Source organism: Priestia sp. Y58 (genome assembly GCF_029522095.1).
Taxonomy (GTDB): Bacteria; Bacillota; Bacilli; order Bacillales; family Bacillaceae_H; genus Priestia; species Priestia megaterium_E.
Genome location: NZ_JAKWFL010000011.1, coordinates 73,884 through 95,794 on the forward strand (window position 1 = coordinate 73,884; position 21,911 = coordinate 95,794).

Sequence of the window (21,911 nt, forward strand, 5' to 3'; positions counted from 1 at the left end):
TAGAGAATGGATAGAAAAGCAGAAGTTTGGAAATACATTTTGTTGATTGTAGCTGTTGCAGGTCAGATCATCGGTTTTTTATTTTTATTTATAAATGTTGTGGCGGCATTTATTTTTTACGGTTTTTATATTCTAACTTTTATTATGTTACTCCTGCTGTTTATATGGGATCGGAAAAAGGAAAAAGACAAAGAAGAATTTGACGACTATACCGATTACTAACCATATAAAAAGCAGAATGATGTGGTGCGCCGGGCCTCTTAGTAAAGAAGCTTAAAAGATACATCTATAAAAGGAAGAGAGCCGTAAGAGCATAAAGAGATATTGTATTTACATCTAGTTGTGTTATAATTTTAAGTGCAAAAACAAAATCAATAAATAGCAATCACTAGGGGAGCTTTTTGAAGCTGAGACGAATGTATTTCGGACCCTTTGAACCTGATCTGGTTTGTACCAGCGTAGGGAAGTGGCGATCATGTTTACATAACGATACATGCTAACCACTCTACGTTGTAGAGTGGTTTTTTGTATGTAATAAAGCCCTCTACACAAGATGAAGTGATTGAAATTTCTCTTTATTCTGAAAGGAAAGGTTTCGATCATATGGATATTCCTAAATTTCATGTCATTACAACAGATAAGCAGCCAATTGAAGAGGTTCGAGACATTTTAACGGCTATTGAGCCTTTTGCGGGTGCCATTCATATTAGAGAAAAAAAGAAAACGGCAAAGCAGATTCAATGTTTGCTAGAAAGCCTGCCATTTTGTCTCTCTAAAATTATTGTAAATGACCGAGTTGATGTAGCGCATGCTTTAAAAGCAAAAGGCGTACAGCTTGCCTATCATAGTTTAGATGTTTCGTGTGTTAGAGACGCATTTCCTTCTCTTATTGTCGGAAAATCAGTTCACTCTGTGGAAGAAGCTCTAGAAGCTGAAAAAGATGGCGCTCATTATATTCTATACGGACATATTTATTCAACTCATTCAAAAAAAGGATTAAAAAGTCGAGGGATAGCAGCGCTAAAAGAAGTAGTAGACGCTGTGGAGATACCAGTTATTGCGATTGGTGGGATTACACCTGGAAATGCCAAAGAGGTACTGCAAACAGGAGCACACGGTATAGCTGTGATGTCTGGTGCCATGCTTGCGCAAAATCCCCTTGAAGCGATTAAACAATATTCTCATATATGGACATCTGGAGGTGGAGAAAATGAAGCAGCATTATGATGTACTGTTAGTCGGAGGAGGCATAATCAGCTCTTCTATCGCTTATCATTTGTCAAAACAAGGAGCATCAGTGGCCATTCTTGAGCGCAATCAAATTGGTTGTGAAGCTTCAAGTGCAGCCGCTGGTATTTTAGGTGCCCAAGCTGAAATTGATGAAGAAGGTCCTCTTTTAGACCTTGCTATTAAGAGCCGAAGCATGTTTCCTGAGCTGGTGAAGGAACTAAAAGAAAAAACGGCCATCGACGTAGAGCTCATTCAAAAAGGCTTATTAAAAGTCGCTGTAACAGAAGAAGATGCACACGTATTAAAGAAAAAAGCCGCTCAGCACCACCGGTGGGATGAACATGTAAGATGGATCGATGTAAAAGAAGCGCGTTTGTTAGAACCCGGGCTCTCTCCAGACATATACGGAGCCATTACAATACCGGGGGACGGCCAGCTAGCTCCAGCTAAGTTAACGCAAGCTCTTGCTCATGGAGCCTTGTATCACGGAGCAGATGTATTTGAATACTGTGACGTTCATTCTCTTATTATGGAAAATGAAACAGTAAAAGGTATACAGACGTCCAAAGGCTCTTTTTATGGAGAAAAAGTAGTTATTGCAGCAGGCTCATGGGCTAAACGCTTTATTTCTTCTGAACATTTAGGTCAGGTGTTTCCTGTAAAAGGGGAGTGTATTGCTCTGCAAAGTCATAAGCCGCTGCTTTCTAAAACGATTTTTTTAGATGAAGGTTTTTACTTAGTGCCAAAGACTGGTGGAAGAATCGTAATAGGGGCAACTAAGCTAAAGCATGACTTTACCAAGACGGTTTCTGCACAAGGTATTCAATTTTTGCTGAATAAAGCTTCTGCGCTTCTGCCGGCTATTAAAGAAGCCACATTTGAAAAAGCATGGGCAGGTCTTCGTCCACAAACAAATGATGGCTGGCCTTATTTAGGAGAGCATCCTGAAATAGCGAATCTACACATGGCGTTTGGCCACTACCGAAACGGTATTTTATTAAGTGCTGCAACTGGAAAAATTATGGCTGATGCTTTGTTAGGGAAAAAGCCGAATCATTCATTTTTTACATCATTTCAGCTAACTAGAGTAATGGAGGGAGTTCATTGAATCTAATCATTAATGGTAAGACCGTTACTGTTGGAGATGAAATTGAAACGGTTCAGCACTTGTTGCAGGCTCAGAACCTGCACGAACGAGTGGTAATTGTTGAGCTAAACAAGAATATTTTACAAAAAGAAGAACATAGTGATGCAAGTTTAAAAGATGGAGATGCGTTAGAAGTCGTTTCATTTGTAGGAGGAGGATGAAGAGTATGTTAAAAATTGGACAATATACATTTAATTCACGTTTATTATTAGGAACAGGAAAATTTCCGGACTTTACGACTCAGCGTCAAGCGGTAGAAGAGTCGGAAACAGAAATTTTAACATTTGCTGTTAGACGAATGGATATTTTTGATCAAAATCAGCCTAATTTACTAGAAGCGCTTGATGTGAAGCGTTTCACTCTTTTGCCTAACACTGCTGGAGCAAAAAATGCAGAAGAGGCCGTACGTATTGCTAAATTAGCAAAGGCTTCTGGACTTTGTGACATGGTGAAAGTAGAAGTAATTGGATGTGATAAGACGCTTCTTCCTGATCCAGTTGAAACATTAAAAGCTAGTGAAGAACTGTTAAAAGAGGGCTTTACCGTTTTACCTTACACATCAGATGATGTTTTACTTGCGCGTCGTTTAGAGGAGTTAGGCGTACATGCCATTATGCCAGGAGCTTCGCCTATCGGTTCAGGTCAAGGTATTATCAATCCGTTGAACATGCGTTTTATCATTGAACAATCAACTGTTCCAGTAATTGTAGATGCAGGTATTGGAACGGCTTCAGACGCAGCTCAAGCTATGGAGCTAGGAGCAGATGGTGTGTTATTAAATACAGCTGTTTCAGGAGCAAAAGATCCTGTGAAAATGGCTCGTGCTATGAAGCTAGCGATTGAGGCAGGAAGAGCAGCATTTGAAGCAGGACGTATTGAAAAGAAACAATATGCCACGGCAAGCAGTCCAACAGAAGGGATGAGTATCGGTTGATTAATCGTTATTCCCGCCAAGAACTGTTTCAACCTATTGGAAAAGGCGGACAGCAGCTAATTCAAGAAAAGCATGTTCTGATTGTAGGAGCAGGTGCTCTTGGAACAGGGAACGCCGAGGCCCTTGCGCGAGCGGGGGTAAAGAAAATAACGCTCATTGACCGGGACTATGTAGAGTGGAGCAACCTTCAGCGTCAGCAATTATATAGTGAAAAAGATGCTGATAAAAGAATTCCAAAAGCAATTGCTGCTAAAAAAAGGCTTCACGATATTAATCATGATGTAAAAGTAGAAGCGCACGTAGCAGACGGTACCCCTCAAGTTTTAGAACAGCTTGTTGAGGGGGTAGATGTTATGATTGATGCGACCGATAATTTTGACACACGCCTTGTAATGAATGATTTATCACAAAAATATGATATTCCTTGGATTTACGGAGCTTGTGTAGGAAGTTATGGAATTAGTTATACTATCATACCAAGTGAAACACCGTGTTTATCCTGTTTGCTTGAATCTGTACCGCTTGGAGGGTTGACATGTGATACAGTGGGGATTATTAGTCCTGCTGTACAAATGGTAGTCGCTCATCAAGTAACAGAAGTGTTAAAAATATTAGTCGGAGACTGGAATGCGCTCAGGAGGGAACTTGTTTCGTTTGACGTATGGAAAAATGAGTATACGAGCATCAATGTGAACGTGTTTCGCAAATCTGCTTGCCGCTCATGCGGCGGTGAACAAACGTATCCCTTTTTACAATATGAAAATCAAACGAAAACAGCTGTGCTATGCGGAAGAAACACGGTACAAATCCGTCCGGGCAAATCAGCTAAGCAGCCGCTGCAGTCTTTAGGTGAACGATTAAAAGAAAAAGGATATAAAATTGAACAAAATCCGTATCTGCTTTCTTTTTATGTAGATGATTACCGTTTAGTTATGTTTCAAGATGGGCGCGTCTTTGTCCATGGAACAAATGATATAGTAGAAGCAAAGTCACTTTATCATCGGTATATTGGGTAAGAAAGAGATGGAGGTTTCAAGCATGACAGTACCAAAAGCATTAACCATTGCTGGATCAGACAGCGGTGGAGGAGCAGGCATTCAAGCTGATTTAAAAACATTTCAAGAGCGTGACGTTTTTGGCATGTCTGTTATTACAGCTGTGACTGCACAAAATACAGTTGGCGTTCAAGGAGTTTATCCTTTAGAAGTAGAAGCAGTTGAAACGCAGTTAGATTCAATTGCCACTGACTTATTTCCTAATGCAGTGAAGACAGGTATGTTGTTCAGTGCTGATATTATTTACGCAGTGGCTCGTAAAATCAAACAGTACGGACTGCAAAATGTTGTAGTTGATCCCGTTATGATTGCAAAAGGCGGTCAGTCTCTTCTTCAAAGAGAAGCCGTACAGGCTCTAAAAGAATTATTGCCTCTTTGTGAAGTCATTACGCCGAACATACCTGAGGCAAAAGTCATCACAGGCAAAGAAATTCACACGATTGAAGACCGAAAAGAAGCAGCAAAACAGATGCATGCGCTAGGTGTAAAACATGTAGTGATTAAAGGCGGACACGATCAAACACATCAAGAGATGATTGATTTAGTGTATGATGGTCATACGTACGTTAAAATTAAGCATGAAAAGATGGATACAAAGCATACACACGGAACGGGATGCACGTTTGCTGCTTGCGTCACGGCTGAACTAGCGAAAGGCAAAAGCGTGGTTGAAGCAGTTCAAACCGCCTCGGATTTTGTTCACTATGCGATTAAGCATACGCTTGAAATTGGTTCCGGACACGGTCCTACTAATCACTGGGCGTATAGAAAATACTTTCGTTCAAACATATAAAAAAACGTGCCTACAATCTAGGCACGTTTTTTATGAAGAAGGAATATGTGTAGGAATCTCTCCGTCGATGCCTAAATAATAATGTCTAATAGGTTTTAAATTATCATCAAGCTCATACACAAGCGGCACGCTTGTCGGAATATTCAAGTTCGCAATGCCATCAGGCGAAATGTTATCCAAATACTGCATCAGAGCTCTAATCGTATTACCGTGAGCGGAAATAATAACTCTTTTGCCAGCTTTAATAGAAGGAGCAATAGTTTCGTTCCAATATTCTAGAACCCGCTTTTCTGTATCAGCTAAGTTTTCCGTTACAGGAAATTGTCCCTTAGCTAATTCTTTATACTTAGGGTTGGAAGCCTCATAGCGAATATCTGTTGTCTTTAAAGCAGGAGGACGTTCGTTCATCGACCTTCTCCACAAATGTACTTGTTCTTCTCCAAATTTTTTTGCGGTTTCTTCTTTGTTCAAACCTTGAAGAGCCCCGTAGTGCCGTTCGTTCAATCTCCAAGATTTGTATACAGGAATCCACATGAAGTCCATTTGATGTAAGACAATCCACAGAGTGCGAATGGATCGTTTTAAAACAGAAGTATAGGCAATATCAAAAGTATATTCGTTTTTCTTTAGCACTTTTCCAGCTTCTCGCGCTTCTTGCAATCCATTTTTAGAAAGATCTACATCCGTCCAGCCTGTAAATTTATTTTCCAGATTCCACACGCTTTGTCCGTGCCGAATCAACACAAGTTTTATCATCTTGTTCTCCTTTCAACAGTGACTAAGGACTCTATTCTTTTTTATTATGAGAAGGAAAGAGTTTTTTATCCTAAAGCCAGGGAAAGGAGTTTTTATCATTTAGAAAAAGTGATGCTGAAAAGTAAAGCTTTAACTTTTTTACGCATATGATAAAAATAAAAAAGGGAAGGGAAGATAGTCGATGAGTGACCAAGAACGTCAGATTCAAGCGCTGCACGACCAGGTTGAAGATTTAAAAGAAGAAATGTATCAGATGAAGCTTGATATTAGCGCATTAGAGAAAGAAAAAGGAAAGCCTGTTTTGACACCGGCTCTCGTTGGTCAAATAGGAGGTTTTGTTCTAGGTGGATTAGCTATAATTGGCATTTTCTGGATGTAGAACTTCTCGTTTTGAAAACGAAAAGTTCTCCTGATTTTTCAATAAGCAATTCCAACGCGGCATTTGGGAAATTTTTGAGCCCATATCTCATGGTAGGTAAAGTGAGCGGTATCTCCCGTTGAAATTTTAACCGCATCGGCTGGTAAAATATCTTTTTCCACTCGATAAGTGCCTGTTACTTCACCGTCAGGCAAGTATGTTGGGCATATAACAGTCCAGTTTAGATCACTTTCCTTCAAGTGTAAGTATCCTTTTAAATGATCTTCTGCTGCTCTGGTCGTTTTACGCTTTGATTCATTGGATTGAAAACGATACTTTTCTGGTTCTGTTCGTGATTGTAAGATGCCCGCAGTTCCAATAGTAAGAATACGATGAACGCCGTAATGCTTCATGCTGTTTATAATAAGCGGCATACTTTTTGAAATTGTTTCTGCACCATCTGTATTTAACGCGCTGACTACGATATCTTGGTGCTTGAGGGCAAAGTTGATATTTTCTTGATGCAGGACATCGCCTTGTAAGATATGTAGGTTTGGATGACTAATCTTTAGCTTATTGCGGTCTCTAACAAGTACAGTAACGTCGTTTTCATCTTTTAGCATCATTTTTAATAAAGACTGTCCAACTCGCCCTGTTGAGCCTAATAGTAAAATTTTCATTGGCTGCACCCCTCTATAAAAGATAGTATCTATTCTTTAGGATATACAATCTGTATACTTATTCATAATAAAAAGCATGCGTAGCATAAAGTAATACAAAGTTGATGAATGAAATATTCAACAACAAAAAAATTTGATATGATAAAAAGACAGAAAAATCAAAAAAATAGGAGAGTGAATGTCTTTTGGGAGACTTGCCTCTGAATCAAATGATGATATTAGTCGTTTTGCTTATGTTATCAGCTTTTTTTTCATCTGCTGAGACAGCCTTTTCAAGCGTAAATAAAATTCGTTTAAAACATTACGCTGAGAAAAAATATCGGGGAAGTAAAAAAGCGCTGCATATTGCTGAACACTTTGAGCAGACGCTATCGACAATTTTAGTAGGAAATATTGTCGTAAACATCGCTGCGTCCTCTTTGGCAGCTAAAATTGCCCTCGATATGTTTAAAGGAAACCTAGCACTTGTGATTAGTATCATCGTTATGACCATCATCATTTTGATTTTTGGTGAAGTCTTGCCAAAATCGTTAGCGAAAGAGCATGCCGAATCTTTTGCGCTGATGATTTCTTCCTTGTTATTTCTTATTATTAAATTGTTAACCCCGATTTCCTTCTTATTTTTACAGGTGAAAAAAGGAACTTCTCACTTGTTAGCGTCTGCTCCTACACCAACGATTACAGAAGATGAAATTAAAGTGATGGTAGATTTAAGCGAAGAAGAAGGAACGATTAATAATATTGAAAAAGAGTTAGTTCATCGTTCACTCAATTTTAATGACATTGTGGTGGGGCAAATTTTAAAACCTAGAATAGATGTCACAGCAGTTGACGTAAATGCCGATATTGATTCGGTTTGTCAAATGTTTCTTGAAGAGAGATATTCAAGAGTCCCTGTATACGAAGATCATATTGATAATATTATTGGCATTTTATCAGAAAGAGAATTTTTAACCTGTTTAGTCCAAAGAAAAGAGATTTCTATTCGTGATTTGTTGAGACAACCTATTTTTGTAGTAGAATCCATGAAAATATCTGTTCTATTGCCAGAGCTTCAAAAAAGTAAGGTTCACATGGCAATTGTAGTTGATGAGTTTGGGGGAACGGCCGGTCTTGTGACCTTAGAGGATATATTAGAAGAAATTGTAGGAGAGATTTGGGATGAACATGATGAAGCTGTTAAGTATGTACACCAGATTGGGGAAAAGGAGTACGAATTTAACGCCGACATCCCTATTGATGAATTTTTAACCTATATAGCGGTTAGTTCTCCTGACAGTACGTGTCATACCTTAGGGGGATGGATATATGAGCAGTTTGATCATATTCCTGCTAAAGGAGACTTTTTTTCATATGAAGAGATATTGTTTACCATTAAGGAAGTAGAAAATCGACGTATTCGCAAAGTTTCCGTAAAATCATTTGCGAATAAGAATGAGGAAGCTGATTAAAAGAAACTAGAAAGCGCTCCAAGAAATCTTGGAGCGCTAAAGCCATAATATGAAATTAGTTAATATTAGTACTTGCCGCCTAGGTTTTGCTCAGCTAATTGTACTAAACGTTTTGTGATTTCGCCACCAACAGATCCATTCGCACGAGCTGTTGCATCTGGTCCTAAGTTTACACCAAACTCACTAGCGATTTCGAACTTCATTTGATCGATAGCAGCTTGAGCACCAGGCGCTACTAACTTGTTTGATGAATTTCTGTTTGATGCGTTTTGATAATTTGCCATGTGTATTCATCTCCTCGTTAGATAAAATAGATTGTAATGGTTGAGTTAGCTGGAGTTGAACCAGCCGAGCAGATGCATCGATTAGATCTGCTTGCCCACCGCGGCGTAACTCAATGCTTGCGAGCTGTTGTGCTCGGTTGTTACTAGTATTATGGCGAAAGGGAAAAAAACATATACATAGAAATTTGTTGGTAATTTATAGAAATTTTTGTGTGGAGTTTGATAAAGAGTAAGAGAGTTTTATTCCGTGCATATTATAGGTACATATTGATCAGGTAAAGCGAGGTGTGCGGATGTCGATTTGTTCCTTATGTAATGGGTTTAGTGATGTACAAATGACGTGCAAAACATGTGGAGGAGTGCTGGGGGATATGGGGAAAGTCAGCGATTATTTTGATGATTACAGTGCTTACATGGAAATTGATCAGTTAAAAGTAGAAAATGGGTATCCTAGTGATTTAGCAAATCACCAATGTATTCATCTCTTTTACTGCTCTACTTGTCACAGTGAAGAATTGAAGCAAATACAGGAATAAAAAAAAGACCCCTAGGGGTCTTTTTTTATTCGTGTTCAGCACGGATGCGCTGTTCAGATTCTGCATCAAAGAAATGCGCTTTGTTCATATCTAATGCTAAGTCCAGAGACTGAAGCGGTTTAATATCTGTTCTTGAATCTACGCGTGCTACAAAATCTTGTCCGCCAAGTTTAGAATAAAGCATGGTTTCAGCTCCCATTAACTCGGATACATCGACTTTGATTGTAACTTTTGTGCCAGGTGAAGATTCAATAAATACAGGCTCATCATGGAAATCTTCAGGACGGATGCCTAAAATAATTTGTTTGTTTAAATATCCTTGCTCGCGAAGTATTTTCATTTTACCTTCCGGAACTGCAAGAAGAGAATCGCCTACTTGAACCTTTCCGTCTTTTAACGTTCCGGTTAAGAAGTTCATAGCAGGAGAACCAATAAACCCGCCTACAAATACATTTTCAGGTTTTTCATATACTTCTTTTGGTGTACCAACCTGCTGGATAATCCCATCTTTCATAACAACTAAACGAGAAGCCATTGTCATTGCTTCGGTTTGGTCATGCGTTACGTAAATTGTCGTTGTACCCAAACGCTGGTGAAGCTTCGCAATTTCAGAGCGCATTTGCACACGTAATTTCGCGTCTAAGTTTGATAAAGGTTCGTCCATTAAGAAGACCTTAGCATCACGAACGATTGCACGACCTAGAGCTACACGCTGACGCTGTCCGCCGGATAATGCTTTTGGCTTGCGCTCTAAGTATTGCTCAAGTCCTAAAATACGAGCGGCATCTTTTACGCGGCGGTCGATTTCATCTTTTGGTAATTTGCGAAGTTTTAAGCCGAAAGCCATGTTGTCATATACGCTCATATGCGGATACAATGCGTAGTTTTGGAATACCATTGCAATGTCGCGATCTTTTGGAGCCACGTCATTTACACGCTTGCTGTCAATATAAAAATCACCTTTAGAAATTTCCTCTAGACCTGCAACCATACGAAGCGTTGTCGATTTCCCGCAGCCTGAAGGCCCAACAAATACAATAAATTCTTTATCTTGAATGTGAAGGTTAAAATCTTTTACCGCCGTCACATCTTTATCATACATTTTATAAATATGTTCTAAACGTAATTCAGCCATTTCCATTTCCCCCTTGTATGTACTCTGTGAAACCGTTTTCTTAACTCTAGTGTAATTTTTTTAAATGAAACGGTAAATGGCAAACATGCACAAAAAAAGAAAGAGTTTTCGTGCACTATTTACGAAAACCCTTTCATTTTATTTTTCATCCTGCGAATTTTTTAAAGCAAGAATAGCTAAGTAAGCAGACACAGCTCCTGTGAAGTGTTTGATATCAAGGTGTGTGCGATCAATAAATTTCTCAATTCTATACTGCAAGCTGTTGCGATGCATGTACAATTTCTTAGCAGCAAGAGATACGTTTAAATTACATTCTAAATAAATTTTAATCGTTTCTAAAAGATCTCCATCATCTTTTACTAAGTCAAGTAAATGTATCATATGATTTTGGATTGCCCCTGAAGACTCTTGCAGAACCAAATGGGGTAAAACGTCGGTAAAATGGATAACATGTTTTTGTTCGACTGTATGCTTAATTTCATAAAACCATTTCTTTTCACGTTCAAAAATTAATTGCGGTGAAGACGGAAAAAAATGAATTTGCCCTTCAAAGAACTGAATCGAAGTTTCAAAATCATGACATAGCACCTCAATAGAGTCTGATAAATTTTCAGTTAAGTCATTAGGATCATCAAAGGTTTCGATAACCATACCTGATTGCTTATCGATCCACAACACAGTAATGGAGGTAGAATACAAGGCGTGGAGCGCATTTTCAAACTCTATTTTTTGTTCAAACAAACGTTTAATTAAAAACTGGGTAAAGCGAAAAGAATGGTGCGTATGATGAGAGTGAATGACTTTTTCAGGTGCTTTAAATAACAGGTTTGACCAATACAATTGTTCTGGCGTCAGGAAAGAAACTTCCTCATCATAAGGCGTTAAAAAAGCAGAAAGTAATGCCTGCTCTTTTTGAGATAAAGCCGTGTGTTCAATTCCAATGAAGCCTTCATCACATGAAAACCATTTGTAACGCTCAAATTGAGAAGGGATTGTAGCCTTAATCATTTTATCCCCAAATAGTGTGTGCAGCTGTTTCATCTGTGCTCGTTCCCTTCGGTGAAAGCTTACTATTCATAAACGTGAAAAAGCATAAGCTCATGAATATAATCAATTAATTGTGTTTCATCTATTTGATTAGAAAGCGCAGTTTTCCATACAATTTGTCCATCTTTTAAATAATCAGCCTCATAATAAACCCGATTCATATAAAACGAGATGTGCCAGCCCGGCATTCGATTATTTTGATACAGTGGTTTAACCTGAAAGTGTGAAACCATAAAGAAAATCTCCTTTCTCAATTAGTTATTATAAGCTTACCATGAGAAAAGGAGATGAAAAATCATTTAATCTAAAAATTTTGTTAATTTGTAAAATATGTTGCATATGTGTTTAGCACCTTGCGTTTGAATATCTGTTTCATCAAAAATCATCGGTTTTGCATTCACTTCAAACAAGTAATACTGTCCTTGGGCTGACTTTGCCATATCAAGAGAAAATTCTTCAACTAGAGGGAAGGACTTTTGAAGGACTTGCCCGCACGTATTTACAAAGGACGAAAGAAAGGAAGTATCTACTTCATCTTCAAGATCTTGAAAAGATGAAATGCTGCCGCCGTTTAACGTATGTGTTGTAATGGATTGATAGGGACTATGTCGAATACCGACGCCGCTAATAACATATCCGCTATCTTTGTGATGGGCTAAAATACGTAAGTCATAGCGCCTGTCTTTGAATGGTTGCGTCTCAATAGCTTCTTGAATGAGATAAGCAGACCTGGGAAGATCAATTGCTTGTAAAGAAGAAAATTCTTCTTTGCGTTTATGATCTTGATAAATAATCGTATGCTTATGGGAAGATAATCGGAAAATTCCAGCACCTTTACTGCTGTTAATAGGCTTAAAGTAAAGGGAAGAGTGTTTTTGCAGAAGCTTAGCAATATCAATTTCTGGTGTTAAACGATAGGTTTTAGGAAGGTGAGAAGATAGCAGTGGATCCTTTGAAAATAATTGATATACTTTCCATTTTGAAAAAAAAGCGGAATTAAAAAGTGGGATGTGCTTGCCTTTAATTTTTTGATGTAAAGATGTCAACTTCTTGGTTTCTGATTTTCTTCCTGGATAACGATTATATATAACGTTTGGCAGCGGCAAGGTTGTTTTGATCCACTGCTTTTTTGCACCGTCAAAGCAATACCCTTCAAAGAAGTGATGAGACATTGTTTCTTCAGCGAATAAAGCAAGAAGCCCTCCTTTTTCTTGCAGGGTATGATGTAAGAGTTCTAATAAAGGACGCTGTTTTACATTCAGTTGTTCTAAAACAGCTTTGTTCGTTAAAACCCCCACAATAGGACCAGCTTTTTCTCCTTTTAAACGAAGAAAAGCTTGAGTAGAAGAAATGTTTTGAGTAAAGGGAAGTTCAATTTCTTGAACTCCCCATGTGTAAGATGCTGAAGGGTTGTGATGAAACCACTGCTGCTTTTCTTTGTGATAGTAAATTGTAATCATATGCTGATGCCTTCAGGTGTATTTAGATAGTATCCAGATAAGTAAATCGCGTATTCTAGAGAAAGTTTTCTAGTTTGTTGGTCCGCTTTTCGTAAGGCAGGGTGTGAAAAAATAGAGCGACCGGGCTTAGAATTAGCTTCAAACAGCCATACGTTTCCTTGATAATCCACTCCAAAATCGAATCCAAGCTCTCCAATTAATCCGTTCAACTCCTGTTCAAGCACATGACTAATTGAGATAGCGGCATCTTTTAGCTTATTTTCAATTTCTTTTTTGTAAGAAGGGTTAGTGAATATTTTGGCTGTAGCTTCAATTTCTCCGCCGTAATCAAGATGCGTAGTGATGCTGTTGGGACCGGCCACTTTAGCAGCTAGAGCAGTAAGCACCCATTGGTTATTCCCGTCTTTATTCGTATGCACGCGAAAGTCTACACAGCGCTTTTCTTTTTTGATTAATGAAATACCTTGCTGAGCAATGTAGGAAGGATTAGTAAGTAAATATTCAAATTCTGATAATAGATCCTCTAAGGTTTCTTTTGCTTGAACATGAAGACCTTTTTCTCCTTTGTAAGTCAGCGTGTACATGGAATCCTTAAAAGATAGGGTATAGATGCCGCGGCCTAAGCTTCCGTTTTTCGGTTTTAAATAAACGGTTTGATGAAGAAGCAGAAGTTTTTTTATTTGCTTACACGAAGGACTTTCAACCGTGTAAGGTAACAAATAGGCTGTCTGCTCGTTCAGTTTTAAAAGCTCATGAATTTCCCACTTGTTGAAAAAATCAGGATTAAAAAATGGAATGCCGTAATCAGTCATCATCTTTTCTTTAATGAACTTAAAAGGAGCTAATCCCTCTGTTTTTCGATTTGGCAAACGATTATATACAACGTTAGGAAGCGGGATTTCATGCTGTGTCCAGCCGCTTTCTTCATAAAAATAGCCGTTTATGGTCCCGGCCTCCCAGTTGATATGATGAGTTCCAAAAATAAAAGGCAGGCCCCCTGTTATACTTGCAGTAGAAAGAAGTTTAGCTAAGTGAAGGGAACGCTTTCCAATTGGCCGCAGCAGAGAACCAGTAAAACCAGCGGATAACACACCGATTAAAGGTCCTAAGTGAATGGTCTCATTCACAATAATAGGATGCATCATATGGGCGAAAGGAATTTGAAGTTTTGTCATTAGCTCAGCTGAAATCTGAATTTCTTCACGTTCTGAAGGTTGTATAAGGCATGGAGCTGTCATTGTTCCAAAAGCTGCTTGTTTCAAGGAGTCTTTGTAAAGAGTTGCAGGAACAGAAAGATCGCAGCCTAGCTGCTCTACTACAACAAGGCGAGTAAGAGTTTTTTTCATAGCATTACTCCTTACGATACGATAGTGTGTTAGCTAAATAGACGCAGTAAGACAGGACATTTTTATACATGACTTCTTTTTGTTCAGGTGCTGTCTCCATTACTATTTTTCTTCCCGGTTTCGAATTTAAATCTAGAATCCAGATGCTGAAGTCTCTCGAGATACATAAATCAATACCTAATTCAAAAAGAGAAGGAAAGTGATTTTCCAGCACGGACGGAATCGTTTTACAAATGGTGTTGATTTCATCCATTACATATTGACGATGAACGCGTGGGATGCGAGGCAGCAAGTTCTCAAAAGGTACAATAGATGCTCCTGAACTTACATTTGTTACGATGGAGTCCCGTTCACCTTGTCTAATTCCTCTTCCAATTTCTTTCCAATTACCATCGATTCCTTTTTGTAATAGCAGTCTTATATCAAAAGGAGTGCGTTCATAAGGGAAAAATGAAATATGGGGCTGAGCAATATACAGTACATCACGGGTCGTTTTCGTAAACCAGTTCTTAAACTCTTGAAAAGAGGAAAATAGAATGGTGTTTACAATGTCATTTTGTTGATAAGAAGCTTCAATTTCACGTCCGCGCTGTCTTAATTTCACAATCCCTTTACCTTGTGAGCCATTGGCAGGTTTAATCATTAGGCTATCGTTTGTTCGAAGCAGCTGAACAAGTTGCTCTACACTTTCGATTGGAGTGGTAGGAGGAATATATGAAGATAAATAGCTATCTTTTTTAATTACTTCATAGACATCTAGTTTATTGGGTAATCCATGGCCTAAAAATGTCACATCTTCCCGCTGTTTAAGCCAGTTTACAATAGGGCGAGCCTTTTTAGACAGAGAGTCTTTTCGATAAAAGCAGCGATCGTAAATAAACGAAGGAAGTAAGAAGGAATCTTCTATCCATTTCTTTTGTTGTAAATCGTAGCGGAAGCCTTCAATATTTTCGGTGTTAGGATGAATGTTAAAAGGAGTAAAACGGTATATTTCAATCGAAAACTCAGAAGCATGTTTAGCAATTTCGGTCACGTACTCCACTTCTTGCTGTGGGTGAATCGTTAAAAAGCCTAATGAAATCATCGTAAATCCTCCTTGGGAAATTGAAAATTCGTTGCATGCAGACAATAATCAAGCAGTGCTTTTGTTGATGGACGGACGGAGAAAGCGCTTGAATCGGATTGTTTGGAAGGTTTGACATTTACTTCAATAATCCAAGGCTTTCCTTCTTGATCAATCGCTAAATCAATACCGAATTCCGCATAAAGTTCAGACGGATGAGAAAGCTGTGTGCAAATTTCAATCGCAATCTCTTTTAGAAGTGAAAGGATATGGCGCGTAGTTTTTGAATCGTAGAGCTGATTTAACACTTGATGAGGAGGATGAATATCTCCTCCACGGGCAAGATTTGAAACGAAATTGCCGGGTTTTGATACACGTGTGACAATGGACGTGATTTTCCACGTCAAGTCGTCTTTTTTATGACAGAGAATGCGGAAATCAAAAGGGCACTGTTTGTATGTCTGCAGGGAAATTCCTTCTTGGATGAGGAATCCTTGCCTTTTTAATTGACTATAAAGCGTTTCAAATAAGTCATAAAGAGATTCATATTCTTTTTCATACGTCTGCGTAAACGTTGTATAGTCTAAAATATACTTCTCTTTTTTTGAAATTTTAAAAATGTTTTTTCCTTGGCTACCATGAACAGGCTTCAAAAAAACATCGTCATGAAGTTCCAAAGCGTCAAGAAGATCTTGCCGTGAACGAAGCTGATACGTTTTCGGCAAATATGGAAGCAAGTGTACGACATCTTTAAGCTGTTGAAAAACCGTCCATTTATTTAAGTAGCGTGCGTTAAAGAAAGGAACGTCATGTTCTTTTAAAAATGTTTTAAAAGTTTGAAAATCAGCGGTTTGCTCCGTTTTCCTGGCATGAATCCGATTGTGTACGATTCCCGGAAAGGGAACGTCTGAATAAACCCATCGATCAGCGCGATAAACATATCCTTTAGGGGATAATGACTTCACGTCGCTTAATTTGCTCACATAGCAAAAACACCCTAACTCCTTGCAAGCTTGAACAAATTCCTTACAAAATACAGAAATGGAGCCAAAGAGTTCTTCATCTTCTCGAACTTCTGTTACGATGCTAATTACGGGTCCCAACCTAAACGAGTTCTCTTCATAAATGCCTCTCAGCTGATGCGTTTCATACGGAAAGCGAAAGTCTGTAAATAGAGCTTCTGACATCATGAAACAGCACTCTCGATGCTGAAACACGGTGGCTTCGACTTCTTTCGTGATGGAACCTACTGTTAACGTAAACTCCTGCTTGCACTTCACACGGGAGAACAGAGCAGAACTAATGTAAATGTCGCTGCTCATATGGTTCTCTAGTGGTTTTAGAGAAATGGTAAAAGTATTCATAAACGAATCCTCTTTTTCTTTCCTTTAGTAGGCGAATGCTGATATATACTATGAGGAATTAGCCCAATCTGTGAAGAGAATTTATCGTTTTCTGAGAAAATAAAGGTCTTAAGCTGAATTTTATATAATAATTTGTTATAGTTAGGGAAGTCAAGAAATTATAGAACTTAATTAGGAGGAACTTAACGTGTCTGTAAACTTACATGATGTAGCAAATGATTTAGAAAAAGCAATTCGTCAAAGCGACGATTACACAAACTTAAAAAACTTATATGCAGCAGTAAACGCTGATCAAGGTTCAAAACAATTATTTGAGCGTTTCCGTACAATGCAAATGGAGCTGCAACAAAAGCAAATGATGGGCCAAGAAATCACTGAAGAAGAAGTTCAGCAAGCTCAACAAACAGTTGCAATCGTTCAACAAGATCAAAATATCGCGAAGCTAATGGAAGCTGAGCAACGTATGAGCATGGTAATTGGTGAATTAAACAAAATTATCATGAAGCCACTTGAAGAACTTTACGGTGCGGCTGAATAAGAAATAGAGGAAAGAGGAAAAGAGAAATCTTTTCCTCTTTTTTTATGCGGAAATTCCTTCTAATTGTGCAGTTCTGCTCATAAGCTTAGTAACAAGGCTACACATGCCGACTATCATGAAAAGGTCATTTATAACCGTATCCTAACGGATTAGACATCTATGAAAGAAGGGGTTCTCATATGGCTTATCGATTGCTAGCGTTGAATATTGATGGAACCATTTTAAATAGCCAAGGGCGCGTTACAAAAGAAACGAAAGACGCAATTCAATTCGTTAAAAATAAAGGGGTTTACGTTACATTAGTAACAAACAGGCATTTTCCGTCTGCTAAAAAAATTGCTCGGTCACTTAAAGTTCATCCAGCAATGCTAATTACTCATAGCGGTGCCTTTATCGGAACATCGATAGACAAACCGATACTAGATAAGAGAATTAGCGAGGAAAAAACATTTAATCTCATTCAGCTTTTTGAAAATTTTAATTGTCATGTCCGCATTTTGCATGAAAGGTTTTCAATTGGAAATCGTGTAAAGCTTCCTAATAATATTGTAGCTAAAAGCGTGTTAAAAACGGGAGAACCGCTCTTTTATCCTGTGCAGTTTGTAGATTCATTAGGAGATACGCTTCGTGATGAACCTGTTTCTACGCCAAAAATAGAAGTGTATTTTGCAGATCGTAGAGAAAAAGAATACGCCGAGCAAACAATCGCTAGTGCAGTTCCGGATATTGAATGGTTTTCGTATCCAAATGAAAATAGATGTTATATTACGCCAAAAGGAGCCACAAAAGCTGCCGGCGTTCGTTATGTAGCAAATCGTCTAGGGATACCAATGGAAGACGTAGTAGCAATTGGAAATTGCTACGATGATTTAGAAACGATTGAACATGCAGGAATGGGTGTGGCCATGGGCAATTCACCAACAGAATTAAAAATGCTTGCGGATTGGGTTACTCGTTCTAATAATGAAAATGGTGTAGCCTATATGGTAAAAGAATTATTTAGAAAGCAGCAGCGCCTTGGTTATCTTCATCAAATTGACAGCTTTCGTTTAAAATAAATAAAGGAAAAAAGAGGCTAGTACAAAAGTAGTTTAGCCGAAGGAAGATCCGAACGATGAATCGAGATTCTTGATAGAGAATCCAATTCGTTCGGATTTTTTTATTGGAAGAGTGAACGTAGGTTTCATATATGTAGGTGCTTCTAGCTGTTGACTGGAGGGCAAGGCGAAGACTTCTGCGCGAAAAGCGCAAGCGACGAGAAGGCTCATCGGCCGCCCGCCGAAAGCAAAGCCTTGCATGGAAATCAACAAAGTGTAACAAGCGGTTCAGCTCATGTATCTCATTTGTTCGTCTTTAGATTGAATGAATGTAGTTATGGCTCAATCTCTTTTTCCGTTTGTTTCCTGTCCGCGCATTCCCTTGAGCTGAGCACCTTGACCGGACATACGTAGGTTTTGTAAACTGATTACTTAGATAGAATTGATTTGAAAGGTGATTATATTGAACATTTATATAAAAGGTATAGAAGATGAGCGTTTTTTACGTCCGCTTCACCGAATTTCAGATTTGTTTTTTGAAGAAAGCAATGTCTCCTTTGAGGATGATAACGAAGCTCAGCTGAAGGTCGAAGTAGAGCTAAAAGTTCATGAAGAAATTTATGCGAAAGCAGTGCTGCATGACGCTGAAACGGACAAGGTGTTTACAGAAGAGCTTTCTAAATCGTTTACGCCGTATGAAACAGAAAAAGAAGAATTTAAGCAAATAAAAAATGTGGTGCTTCGCGTCTACTTATCTGTATTACAGGAGTATACAAGCATTGTTCAAAAATGGGGTATTTTGACCGGTATACGTCCGACGAAGCTGCTTCATATGAAACTGCAGTCAGGCAAAAGTAAAGAACAAGCGCATCGTGAGCTAAAGGAAGAATATTTAATTACCGATGACAAAATTAATTTAATGCAGCATATTGTAGATCGTCAACTAGCAGCTATTCCCGATTTACATGAGTTAAAGAATGAAGTCAGCATTTATATAGGCATTCCGTTTTGTCCGACGAAGTGTGCATACTGTACATTCCCAGCCTATGCGATTAACGGACGTCAAGGATCCGTTACGTCATTTTTAGGCGGCTTGCATTATGAAATGCGTGAAGTAGGAAAATGGCTAAAAGACAATAACGTCAACATTACAACCGTCTATTATGGCGGAGGCACACCAACGAGCATTACCGCTGAAGAAATGGATATGCTGTATGAAGAGATGTATGAATCGTTCCCGGATGTACAAAATATCCGTGAAATTACCGTAGAAGCAGGAAGACCCGATACGATTACGGAAGAAAAGCTAGCTGTTTTGAACAAATGGAATATTGACCGGATTAGTGTAAATCCGCAGTCTTATATTCAAGAAACCTTAAAAGCTATTGGACGCCATCATACAGTTGAAGAAACTATTGATAAATTTCATCTTTCTCGAAAAATGGGGATGAATAACATTAACATGGATTTAATTATTGGTCTTCCAAATGAAGGTGTAGAAGAATTTCAGCATACGCTAGACGAATCTAAAAAATTGCTTCCTGAATCTTTAACTGTTCATACGCTATCGTTTAAACGCGCGTCTGAAATGACTCAAAATAAACGGAAATACAAAGTGGCAGATCGCTATGAAATTGGTAAAATGATGGATTTAGCGACTGAGTGGACTCAAGAACAAGGGTATGAACCTTATTATTTATATCGCCAAAAAAATATTTTAGGTAATTTAGAGAACGTTGGATATTCATTCCCTGGTCAAGAGAGCCTGTACAATATTATGATCATGGAGGAAAAGCAGACGATTATTGGTCTTGGATGCGGGGCATCTAGTAAGTTCGTGCATCCAGAAACAGGCATTATTACAAGGTTTGCGAATCCAAAAGATCCAAAATCGTACAACGATGGATTCGAGCACTACACACAAGAGAAACTCAAGATTTTAGATGAATTATTTATGAAATAAAAAGGTCACTTTTTAGTGATCTTTTTTTATTTTCAGCAGGGAAATGTCGGAATCTGTTGAATATATAAAAAAGTTGTAAGCGTTTTCTTATTATGACGATGCGAGGTGCCGCTTAATGATGAATGTACAGTTAACCGTACCATCTATGATGGAAAGAGCTGAAAAGCTGTTTAGTAAAAAAGAAGTGGTTTCTAAATCTTCAAAAGGAATTCAGCGTTTAACTTATAATCAGTTAATAAAACGGACTCGGCAGCTCTCTAGTATGCTAGAACAAATTGGAGTGAAGCGAGGAGAAAGAGTCGGAACGTTTGCATGGAATCATCATAGACATCTAGAGGCTTATTTCGCCGTGCCTGGAATAGGCGCTGTTCTTCACACCATCAATATCCGGTTAGATCCTGAGCAGATTGTATACATCATTAACCATGCACGCGATAAAGTCATTTTATTTGATGAATGCTTTTTACCTTTATTTGAAAGTATTCATCAAAAGCTTCCACATGTTGAAGCCTATATCATTATGTCAGATGAAGATGAGCTGCCAGAAACAGACTTGCCAGTTTATCATTACGAAAATTGGATTGAGCAAGGGGATGCATCGCATTCTTTTGTTCAAGATTTAAACGAAGAAGAACCAGCAGGTCTTTGTTATACCTCTGCTACTACAGGAGAGCCAAAGGGCGTTGTATATTCTCATCGCGCTATTTATCTGCACTGTATGGCGCTAGGGCTTGCTGATAGTGCTGGATTATCAGAAGCTGATACCGCTATGCCTATCGTTCCAATGTTTCACGTGAACGCATGGGGAATTCCTTTTGCTGCCGTTTGGTTTGGAACAAAGCTCGTGCTGCCGGGTGCTTTTTGTACTTCAGAGACGATTGCTTCTCTGATTGAACAAGAGAAAGTAACTCTGGCTGCAGCTGTGCCTACCGTTTGGTTAAATTTTTTACAAGAGTTAGAAGAAAAACCTTACGCAGTTGATAGTTTGCGAGCTATTTTATGTGGCGGATCAGCGGCTCCAAAAAGCGTCATTCGAGAATTTCAGGAAAAATATCAAATTGAATTTATGCATGCATACGGAATGACGGAAACAAGCCCTGTAGTGACCGTCTCCCGTTTAAAAAGCTATCAGTACAGCGAAGACTTTGAGTATCAGCTCAGCGTAAAAGCAAAGCAAGGTTTCTTAGTTCCTGGGGTTGAAATGAAAGTAATAGGTCAAAATGGAGAAGTTGCTTGGGATGGAGTGGAAATGGGTGAGCTATTACTAAAGGGCCCATGGGTAGCTTCTGAATATTACAAAGATAAAAGAACAGAAGATACGTTTAAAGACGGCTGGCTGTATACCGGAGATATTGTGACGGTTGACGAAGAGGGAACAATCAAAATCGTAGACCGAACAAAAGATTTAATTAAAAGCGGAGGAGAATGGATTTCATCGGTTGATCTAGAAAACGCGCTTATTGCCCATGAAGCTGTTTTTGAAGCCTGTGTTATAGCAGTCCCTCATAAGGTGTGGCAAGAGCGTCCAGTGGCTTGTGTCGTGTTAAAAGATGCATACAAAGGTGTCGTTTCATCAGAAGAGCTGCTCGGATTTTTAGCGCCGCAGTTTGCAAAATGGTGGCTTCCAGATGACATTTTATTTATGAATGTAATTCCAAAGACAACGGTAGGAAAATTTTTAAAACGTACGCTTCGTGAACAAGTCCTCAATCATTATCAGAAAGGGTGAGTAAG

Annotated in this window: 24 protein-coding genes and 1 riboswitch; of the genes, 14 read left to right on the forward strand and 10 right to left on the reverse strand. The window is 38.6% G+C overall.

Features of this window, described 5'->3' with window-relative positions; all coding sequences use genetic code 11:
* Nucleotides 1-6 precede the first annotated feature (6 nt).
* The 7 genes from MMB68_RS24175 (at nt 7) to thiD (ending at nt 5,159) form a co-directional block, all read left to right on the forward strand.
* Nucleotides 7-222: a hypothetical protein gene (locus MMB68_RS24175; RefSeq protein ID WP_013055279.1), complete on the forward strand. Its 216-nt coding sequence runs from the start codon at nt 7-9 to the stop codon at nt 220-222.
* Between the two features lie 158 nt (nt 223-380).
* Nucleotides 381-482, forward strand: a riboswitch (TPP riboswitch).
* 121 nt (nt 483-603) lie between these two features.
* Nucleotides 604-1,227 carry a thiamine phosphate synthase gene (locus MMB68_RS24180; RefSeq protein ID WP_221785207.1) on the forward strand — a complete coding sequence of 208 codons (624 nt, stop codon included), beginning with the start codon at nt 604-606 and terminating at the stop codon, nt 1,225-1,227.
* Nucleotides 1,211-2,338, forward strand: a complete 1,128-nt coding sequence (thiO, locus tag MMB68_RS24185) for a glycine oxidase ThiO (RefSeq protein WP_221785163.1) — start codon at nt 1,211-1,213, stop codon at nt 2,336-2,338. The genes MMB68_RS24180 and thiO overlap by 17 nt, the downstream gene beginning before the upstream one ends.
* Entirely contained in the window at nt 2,335-2,538 is a 204-nt protein-coding gene (gene thiS, locus MMB68_RS24190; protein ID WP_028410259.1) for a sulfur carrier protein ThiS, read from the forward strand. The genes thiO and thiS overlap by 4 nt, the downstream gene beginning before the upstream one ends.
* Nucleotides 2,539-2,543: 5 nt before the next feature.
* The gene (locus MMB68_RS24195) at nt 2,544-3,311 is read left to right on the forward strand and encodes a thiazole synthase (RefSeq protein ID WP_013055283.1); all 768 of its coding nucleotides are present in this window, start codon (nt 2,544-2,546) and stop codon (nt 3,309-3,311) included.
* Nucleotides 3,308-4,327, forward strand: coding sequence for a thiazole biosynthesis adenylyltransferase ThiF (locus tag MMB68_RS24200; protein WP_221785162.1), 1,020 nt, complete (start codon nt 3,308-3,310; stop codon nt 4,325-4,327). The genes MMB68_RS24195 and MMB68_RS24200 overlap by 4 nt, the downstream gene beginning before the upstream one ends.
* 22 nt (nt 4,328-4,349) lie before the next feature.
* Nucleotides 4,350-5,159: a bifunctional hydroxymethylpyrimidine kinase/phosphomethylpyrimidine kinase gene (gene thiD, locus MMB68_RS24205; protein ID WP_269871625.1), complete on the forward strand. Its 810-nt coding sequence runs from the start codon at nt 4,350-4,352 to the stop codon at nt 5,157-5,159.
* Nucleotides 5,160-5,189: 30 nt separating this feature from the next.
* Here the strand turns inward: thiD and gpmA are convergent, their stop codons facing one another.
* Complete coding sequence (gpmA, locus tag MMB68_RS24210; RefSeq protein WP_264408861.1) at nt 5,190-5,915, reverse strand: 2,3-diphosphoglycerate-dependent phosphoglycerate mutase; 726 nt, start codon at nt 5,913-5,915, stop codon at nt 5,190-5,192.
* 181 nt (nt 5,916-6,096) lie between these two features.
* On the opposite strand from gpmA, the gene MMB68_RS24215 reads away from it, so the two are divergent.
* On the forward strand, nt 6,097-6,294 hold the full coding sequence (locus MMB68_RS24215) for a hypothetical protein (RefSeq protein WP_050689457.1): 198 nt from the start codon (nt 6,097-6,099) through the stop codon (nt 6,292-6,294).
* A gap of 38 nt (nt 6,295-6,332) precedes the next feature.
* Here MMB68_RS24215 and MMB68_RS24220 read toward each other — a convergent pair whose 3' ends face one another.
* Entirely contained in the window at nt 6,333-6,953 is a 621-nt protein-coding gene (locus MMB68_RS24220) for an NAD(P)-dependent oxidoreductase (protein ID WP_221785160.1), read from the reverse strand.
* Between the two features lie 185 nt (nt 6,954-7,138).
* Between MMB68_RS24220 and MMB68_RS24225 the strand changes: the two genes are divergently transcribed.
* Nucleotides 7,139-8,404 carry a hemolysin family protein gene (locus MMB68_RS24225; protein ID WP_221812719.1) on the forward strand — a complete coding sequence of 422 codons (1,266 nt, stop codon included), beginning with the start codon at nt 7,139-7,141 and terminating at the stop codon, nt 8,402-8,404.
* 65 nt (nt 8,405-8,469) lie between these two features.
* Here MMB68_RS24225 and MMB68_RS24230 read toward each other — a convergent pair whose 3' ends face one another.
* The gene (locus MMB68_RS24230; RefSeq protein WP_013055290.1) at nt 8,470-8,688 is read right to left on the reverse strand and encodes an alpha/beta-type small acid-soluble spore protein; all 219 of its coding nucleotides are present in this window, start codon (nt 8,686-8,688) and stop codon (nt 8,470-8,472) included.
* A 371-nt stretch (nt 8,689-9,059) separates the two neighbouring features.
* Between MMB68_RS24230 and MMB68_RS24235 the strand changes: the two genes are divergently transcribed.
* Nucleotides 9,060-9,224, forward strand: a complete 165-nt coding sequence (locus MMB68_RS24235) for a hypothetical protein (RefSeq protein ID WP_013055291.1) — start codon at nt 9,060-9,062, stop codon at nt 9,222-9,224.
* A gap of 25 nt (nt 9,225-9,249) precedes the next feature.
* On the opposite strand, the gene MMB68_RS24240 is transcribed toward MMB68_RS24235, so the two are convergent.
* From MMB68_RS24240 to MMB68_RS24270, 7 genes are all read right to left on the reverse strand, one after another.
* Nucleotides 9,250-10,359: an ABC transporter ATP-binding protein gene (locus tag MMB68_RS24240; RefSeq protein ID WP_013055292.1), complete on the reverse strand. Its 1,110-nt coding sequence runs from the start codon at nt 10,357-10,359 to the stop codon at nt 9,250-9,252.
* A 138-nt stretch (nt 10,360-10,497) separates the two neighbouring features.
* On the reverse strand, nt 10,498-11,400 hold the full coding sequence (locus MMB68_RS24245; RefSeq protein WP_269871624.1) for a PucR family transcriptional regulator: 903 nt from the start codon (nt 11,398-11,400) through the stop codon (nt 10,498-10,500).
* Nucleotides 11,401-11,429: 29 nt separating this feature from the next.
* Complete coding sequence (locus tag MMB68_RS24250) at nt 11,430-11,639, reverse strand: YheE family protein (protein WP_013055294.1); 210 nt, start codon at nt 11,637-11,639, stop codon at nt 11,430-11,432.
* A 66-nt stretch (nt 11,640-11,705) separates the two neighbouring features.
* Nucleotides 11,706-12,866 carry a YheC/YheD family endospore coat-associated protein gene (locus MMB68_RS24255; RefSeq protein ID WP_221785156.1) on the reverse strand — a complete coding sequence of 387 codons (1,161 nt, stop codon included), beginning with the start codon at nt 12,864-12,866 and terminating at the stop codon, nt 11,706-11,708.
* Nucleotides 12,863-14,212: a YheC/YheD family endospore coat-associated protein gene (locus MMB68_RS24260; protein ID WP_221785155.1), complete on the reverse strand. Its 1,350-nt coding sequence runs from the start codon at nt 14,210-14,212 to the stop codon at nt 12,863-12,865. Before MMB68_RS24260 ends, MMB68_RS24255 begins: the two co-directional genes overlap by 4 nt.
* Before the next feature lie 4 nt (nt 14,213-14,216).
* Nucleotides 14,217-15,296: a YheC/YheD family endospore coat-associated protein gene (locus MMB68_RS24265; protein WP_221785154.1), complete on the reverse strand. Its 1,080-nt coding sequence runs from the start codon at nt 15,294-15,296 to the stop codon at nt 14,217-14,219.
* Nucleotides 15,293-16,639, reverse strand: a complete 1,347-nt coding sequence (locus tag MMB68_RS24270; RefSeq protein ID WP_221785153.1) for a YheC/YheD family endospore coat-associated protein — start codon at nt 16,637-16,639, stop codon at nt 15,293-15,295. Before MMB68_RS24270 ends, MMB68_RS24265 begins: the two co-directional genes overlap by 4 nt.
* A gap of 187 nt (nt 16,640-16,826) precedes the next feature.
* Between MMB68_RS24270 and MMB68_RS24275 the strand changes: the two genes are divergently transcribed.
* The 4 genes from MMB68_RS24275 to MMB68_RS24290 all read left to right on the forward strand — a co-directional run bounded on the left by MMB68_RS24275 (nt 16,827) and on the right by MMB68_RS24290 (nt 21,906).
* Nucleotides 16,827-17,177: a YlbF/YmcA family competence regulator gene (locus tag MMB68_RS24275; RefSeq protein WP_013055299.1), complete on the forward strand. Its 351-nt coding sequence runs from the start codon at nt 16,827-16,829 to the stop codon at nt 17,175-17,177.
* 179 nt (nt 17,178-17,356) lie between these two features.
* Nucleotides 17,357-18,235: a Cof-type HAD-IIB family hydrolase gene (locus tag MMB68_RS24280; RefSeq protein WP_013055300.1), complete on the forward strand. Its 879-nt coding sequence runs from the start codon at nt 17,357-17,359 to the stop codon at nt 18,233-18,235.
* Nucleotides 18,236-18,677: 442 nt separating this feature from the next.
* Nucleotides 18,678-20,177, forward strand: coding sequence for a coproporphyrinogen III oxidase (locus MMB68_RS24285; RefSeq protein WP_264408865.1), 1,500 nt, complete (start codon nt 18,678-18,680; stop codon nt 20,175-20,177).
* A 115-nt stretch (nt 20,178-20,292) separates the two neighbouring features.
* Entirely contained in the window at nt 20,293-21,906 is a 1,614-nt protein-coding gene (locus MMB68_RS24290; protein ID WP_269871623.1) for a long-chain fatty acid--CoA ligase, read from the forward strand.
* Nucleotides 21,907-21,911: the final 5 nt, after the last annotated feature.

What these genes read in the sequence shown, in the direction of transcription:
- MMB68_RS24175 (WP_013055279.1), top strand. Translation starts at nt 7, where the DNA reads ATGGATAGAAAAGCAGAAGTTTGGAAATACATTTTGTTGATTGTAGCT.
- MMB68_RS24180 (WP_221785207.1), top strand. Translation starts at nt 604, where the DNA reads ATGGATATTCCTAAATTTCATGTCATTACAACAGATAAGCAGCCAATT.
- thiO (WP_221785163.1), top strand. Translation starts at nt 1,211, where the DNA reads ATGAAGCAGCATTATGATGTACTGTTAGTCGGAGGAGGCATAATCAGC.
- MMB68_RS24195 (WP_013055283.1), top strand. Translation starts at nt 2,544, where the DNA reads ATGTTAAAAATTGGACAATATACATTTAATTCACGTTTATTATTAGGA.
- thiD (WP_269871625.1), top strand. Translation starts at nt 4,350, where the DNA reads ATGACAGTACCAAAAGCATTAACCATTGCTGGATCAGACAGCGGTGGA.
- gpmA (WP_264408861.1), bottom strand. Translation starts at nt 5,915, where the DNA reads ATGATAAAACTTGTGTTGATTCGGCACGGACAAAGCGTGTGGAATCTG.
- MMB68_RS24215 (WP_050689457.1), top strand. Translation starts at nt 6,097, where the DNA reads ATGAGTGACCAAGAACGTCAGATTCAAGCGCTGCACGACCAGGTTGAA.
- MMB68_RS24220 (WP_221785160.1), bottom strand. Translation starts at nt 6,953, where the DNA reads ATGAAAATTTTACTATTAGGCTCAACAGGGCGAGTTGGACAGTCTTTA.
- MMB68_RS24230 (WP_013055290.1), bottom strand. Translation starts at nt 8,688, where the DNA reads ATGGCAAATTATCAAAACGCATCAAACAGAAATTCATCAAACAAGTTA.
- MMB68_RS24235 (WP_013055291.1), top strand. Translation starts at nt 9,060, where the DNA reads ATGGGGAAAGTCAGCGATTATTTTGATGATTACAGTGCTTACATGGAA.
- MMB68_RS24240 (WP_013055292.1), bottom strand. Translation starts at nt 10,359, where the DNA reads ATGGCTGAATTACGTTTAGAACATATTTATAAAATGTATGATAAAGAT.
- MMB68_RS24245 (WP_269871624.1), bottom strand. Translation starts at nt 11,400, where the DNA reads ATGAAACAGCTGCACACACTATTTGGGGATAAAATGATTAAGGCTACA.
- MMB68_RS24250 (WP_013055294.1), bottom strand. Translation starts at nt 11,639, where the DNA reads ATGGTTTCACACTTTCAGGTTAAACCACTGTATCAAAATAATCGAATG.
- MMB68_RS24255 (WP_221785156.1), bottom strand. Translation starts at nt 12,866, where the DNA reads ATGATTACAATTTACTATCACAAAGAAAAGCAGCAGTGGTTTCATCAC.
- MMB68_RS24260 (WP_221785155.1), bottom strand. Translation starts at nt 14,212, where the DNA reads ATGAAAAAAACTCTTACTCGCCTTGTTGTAGTAGAGCAGCTAGGCTGC.
- MMB68_RS24265 (WP_221785154.1), bottom strand. Translation starts at nt 15,296, where the DNA reads ATGATTTCATTAGGCTTTTTAACGATTCACCCACAGCAAGAAGTGGAG.
- MMB68_RS24270 (WP_221785153.1), bottom strand. Translation starts at nt 16,639, where the DNA reads ATGAATACTTTTACCATTTCTCTAAAACCACTAGAGAACCATATGAGC.
- MMB68_RS24280 (WP_013055300.1), top strand. Translation starts at nt 17,357, where the DNA reads ATGGCTTATCGATTGCTAGCGTTGAATATTGATGGAACCATTTTAAAT.
- MMB68_RS24290 (WP_269871623.1), top strand. Translation starts at nt 20,293, where the DNA reads ATGATGAATGTACAGTTAACCGTACCATCTATGATGGAAAGAGCTGAA.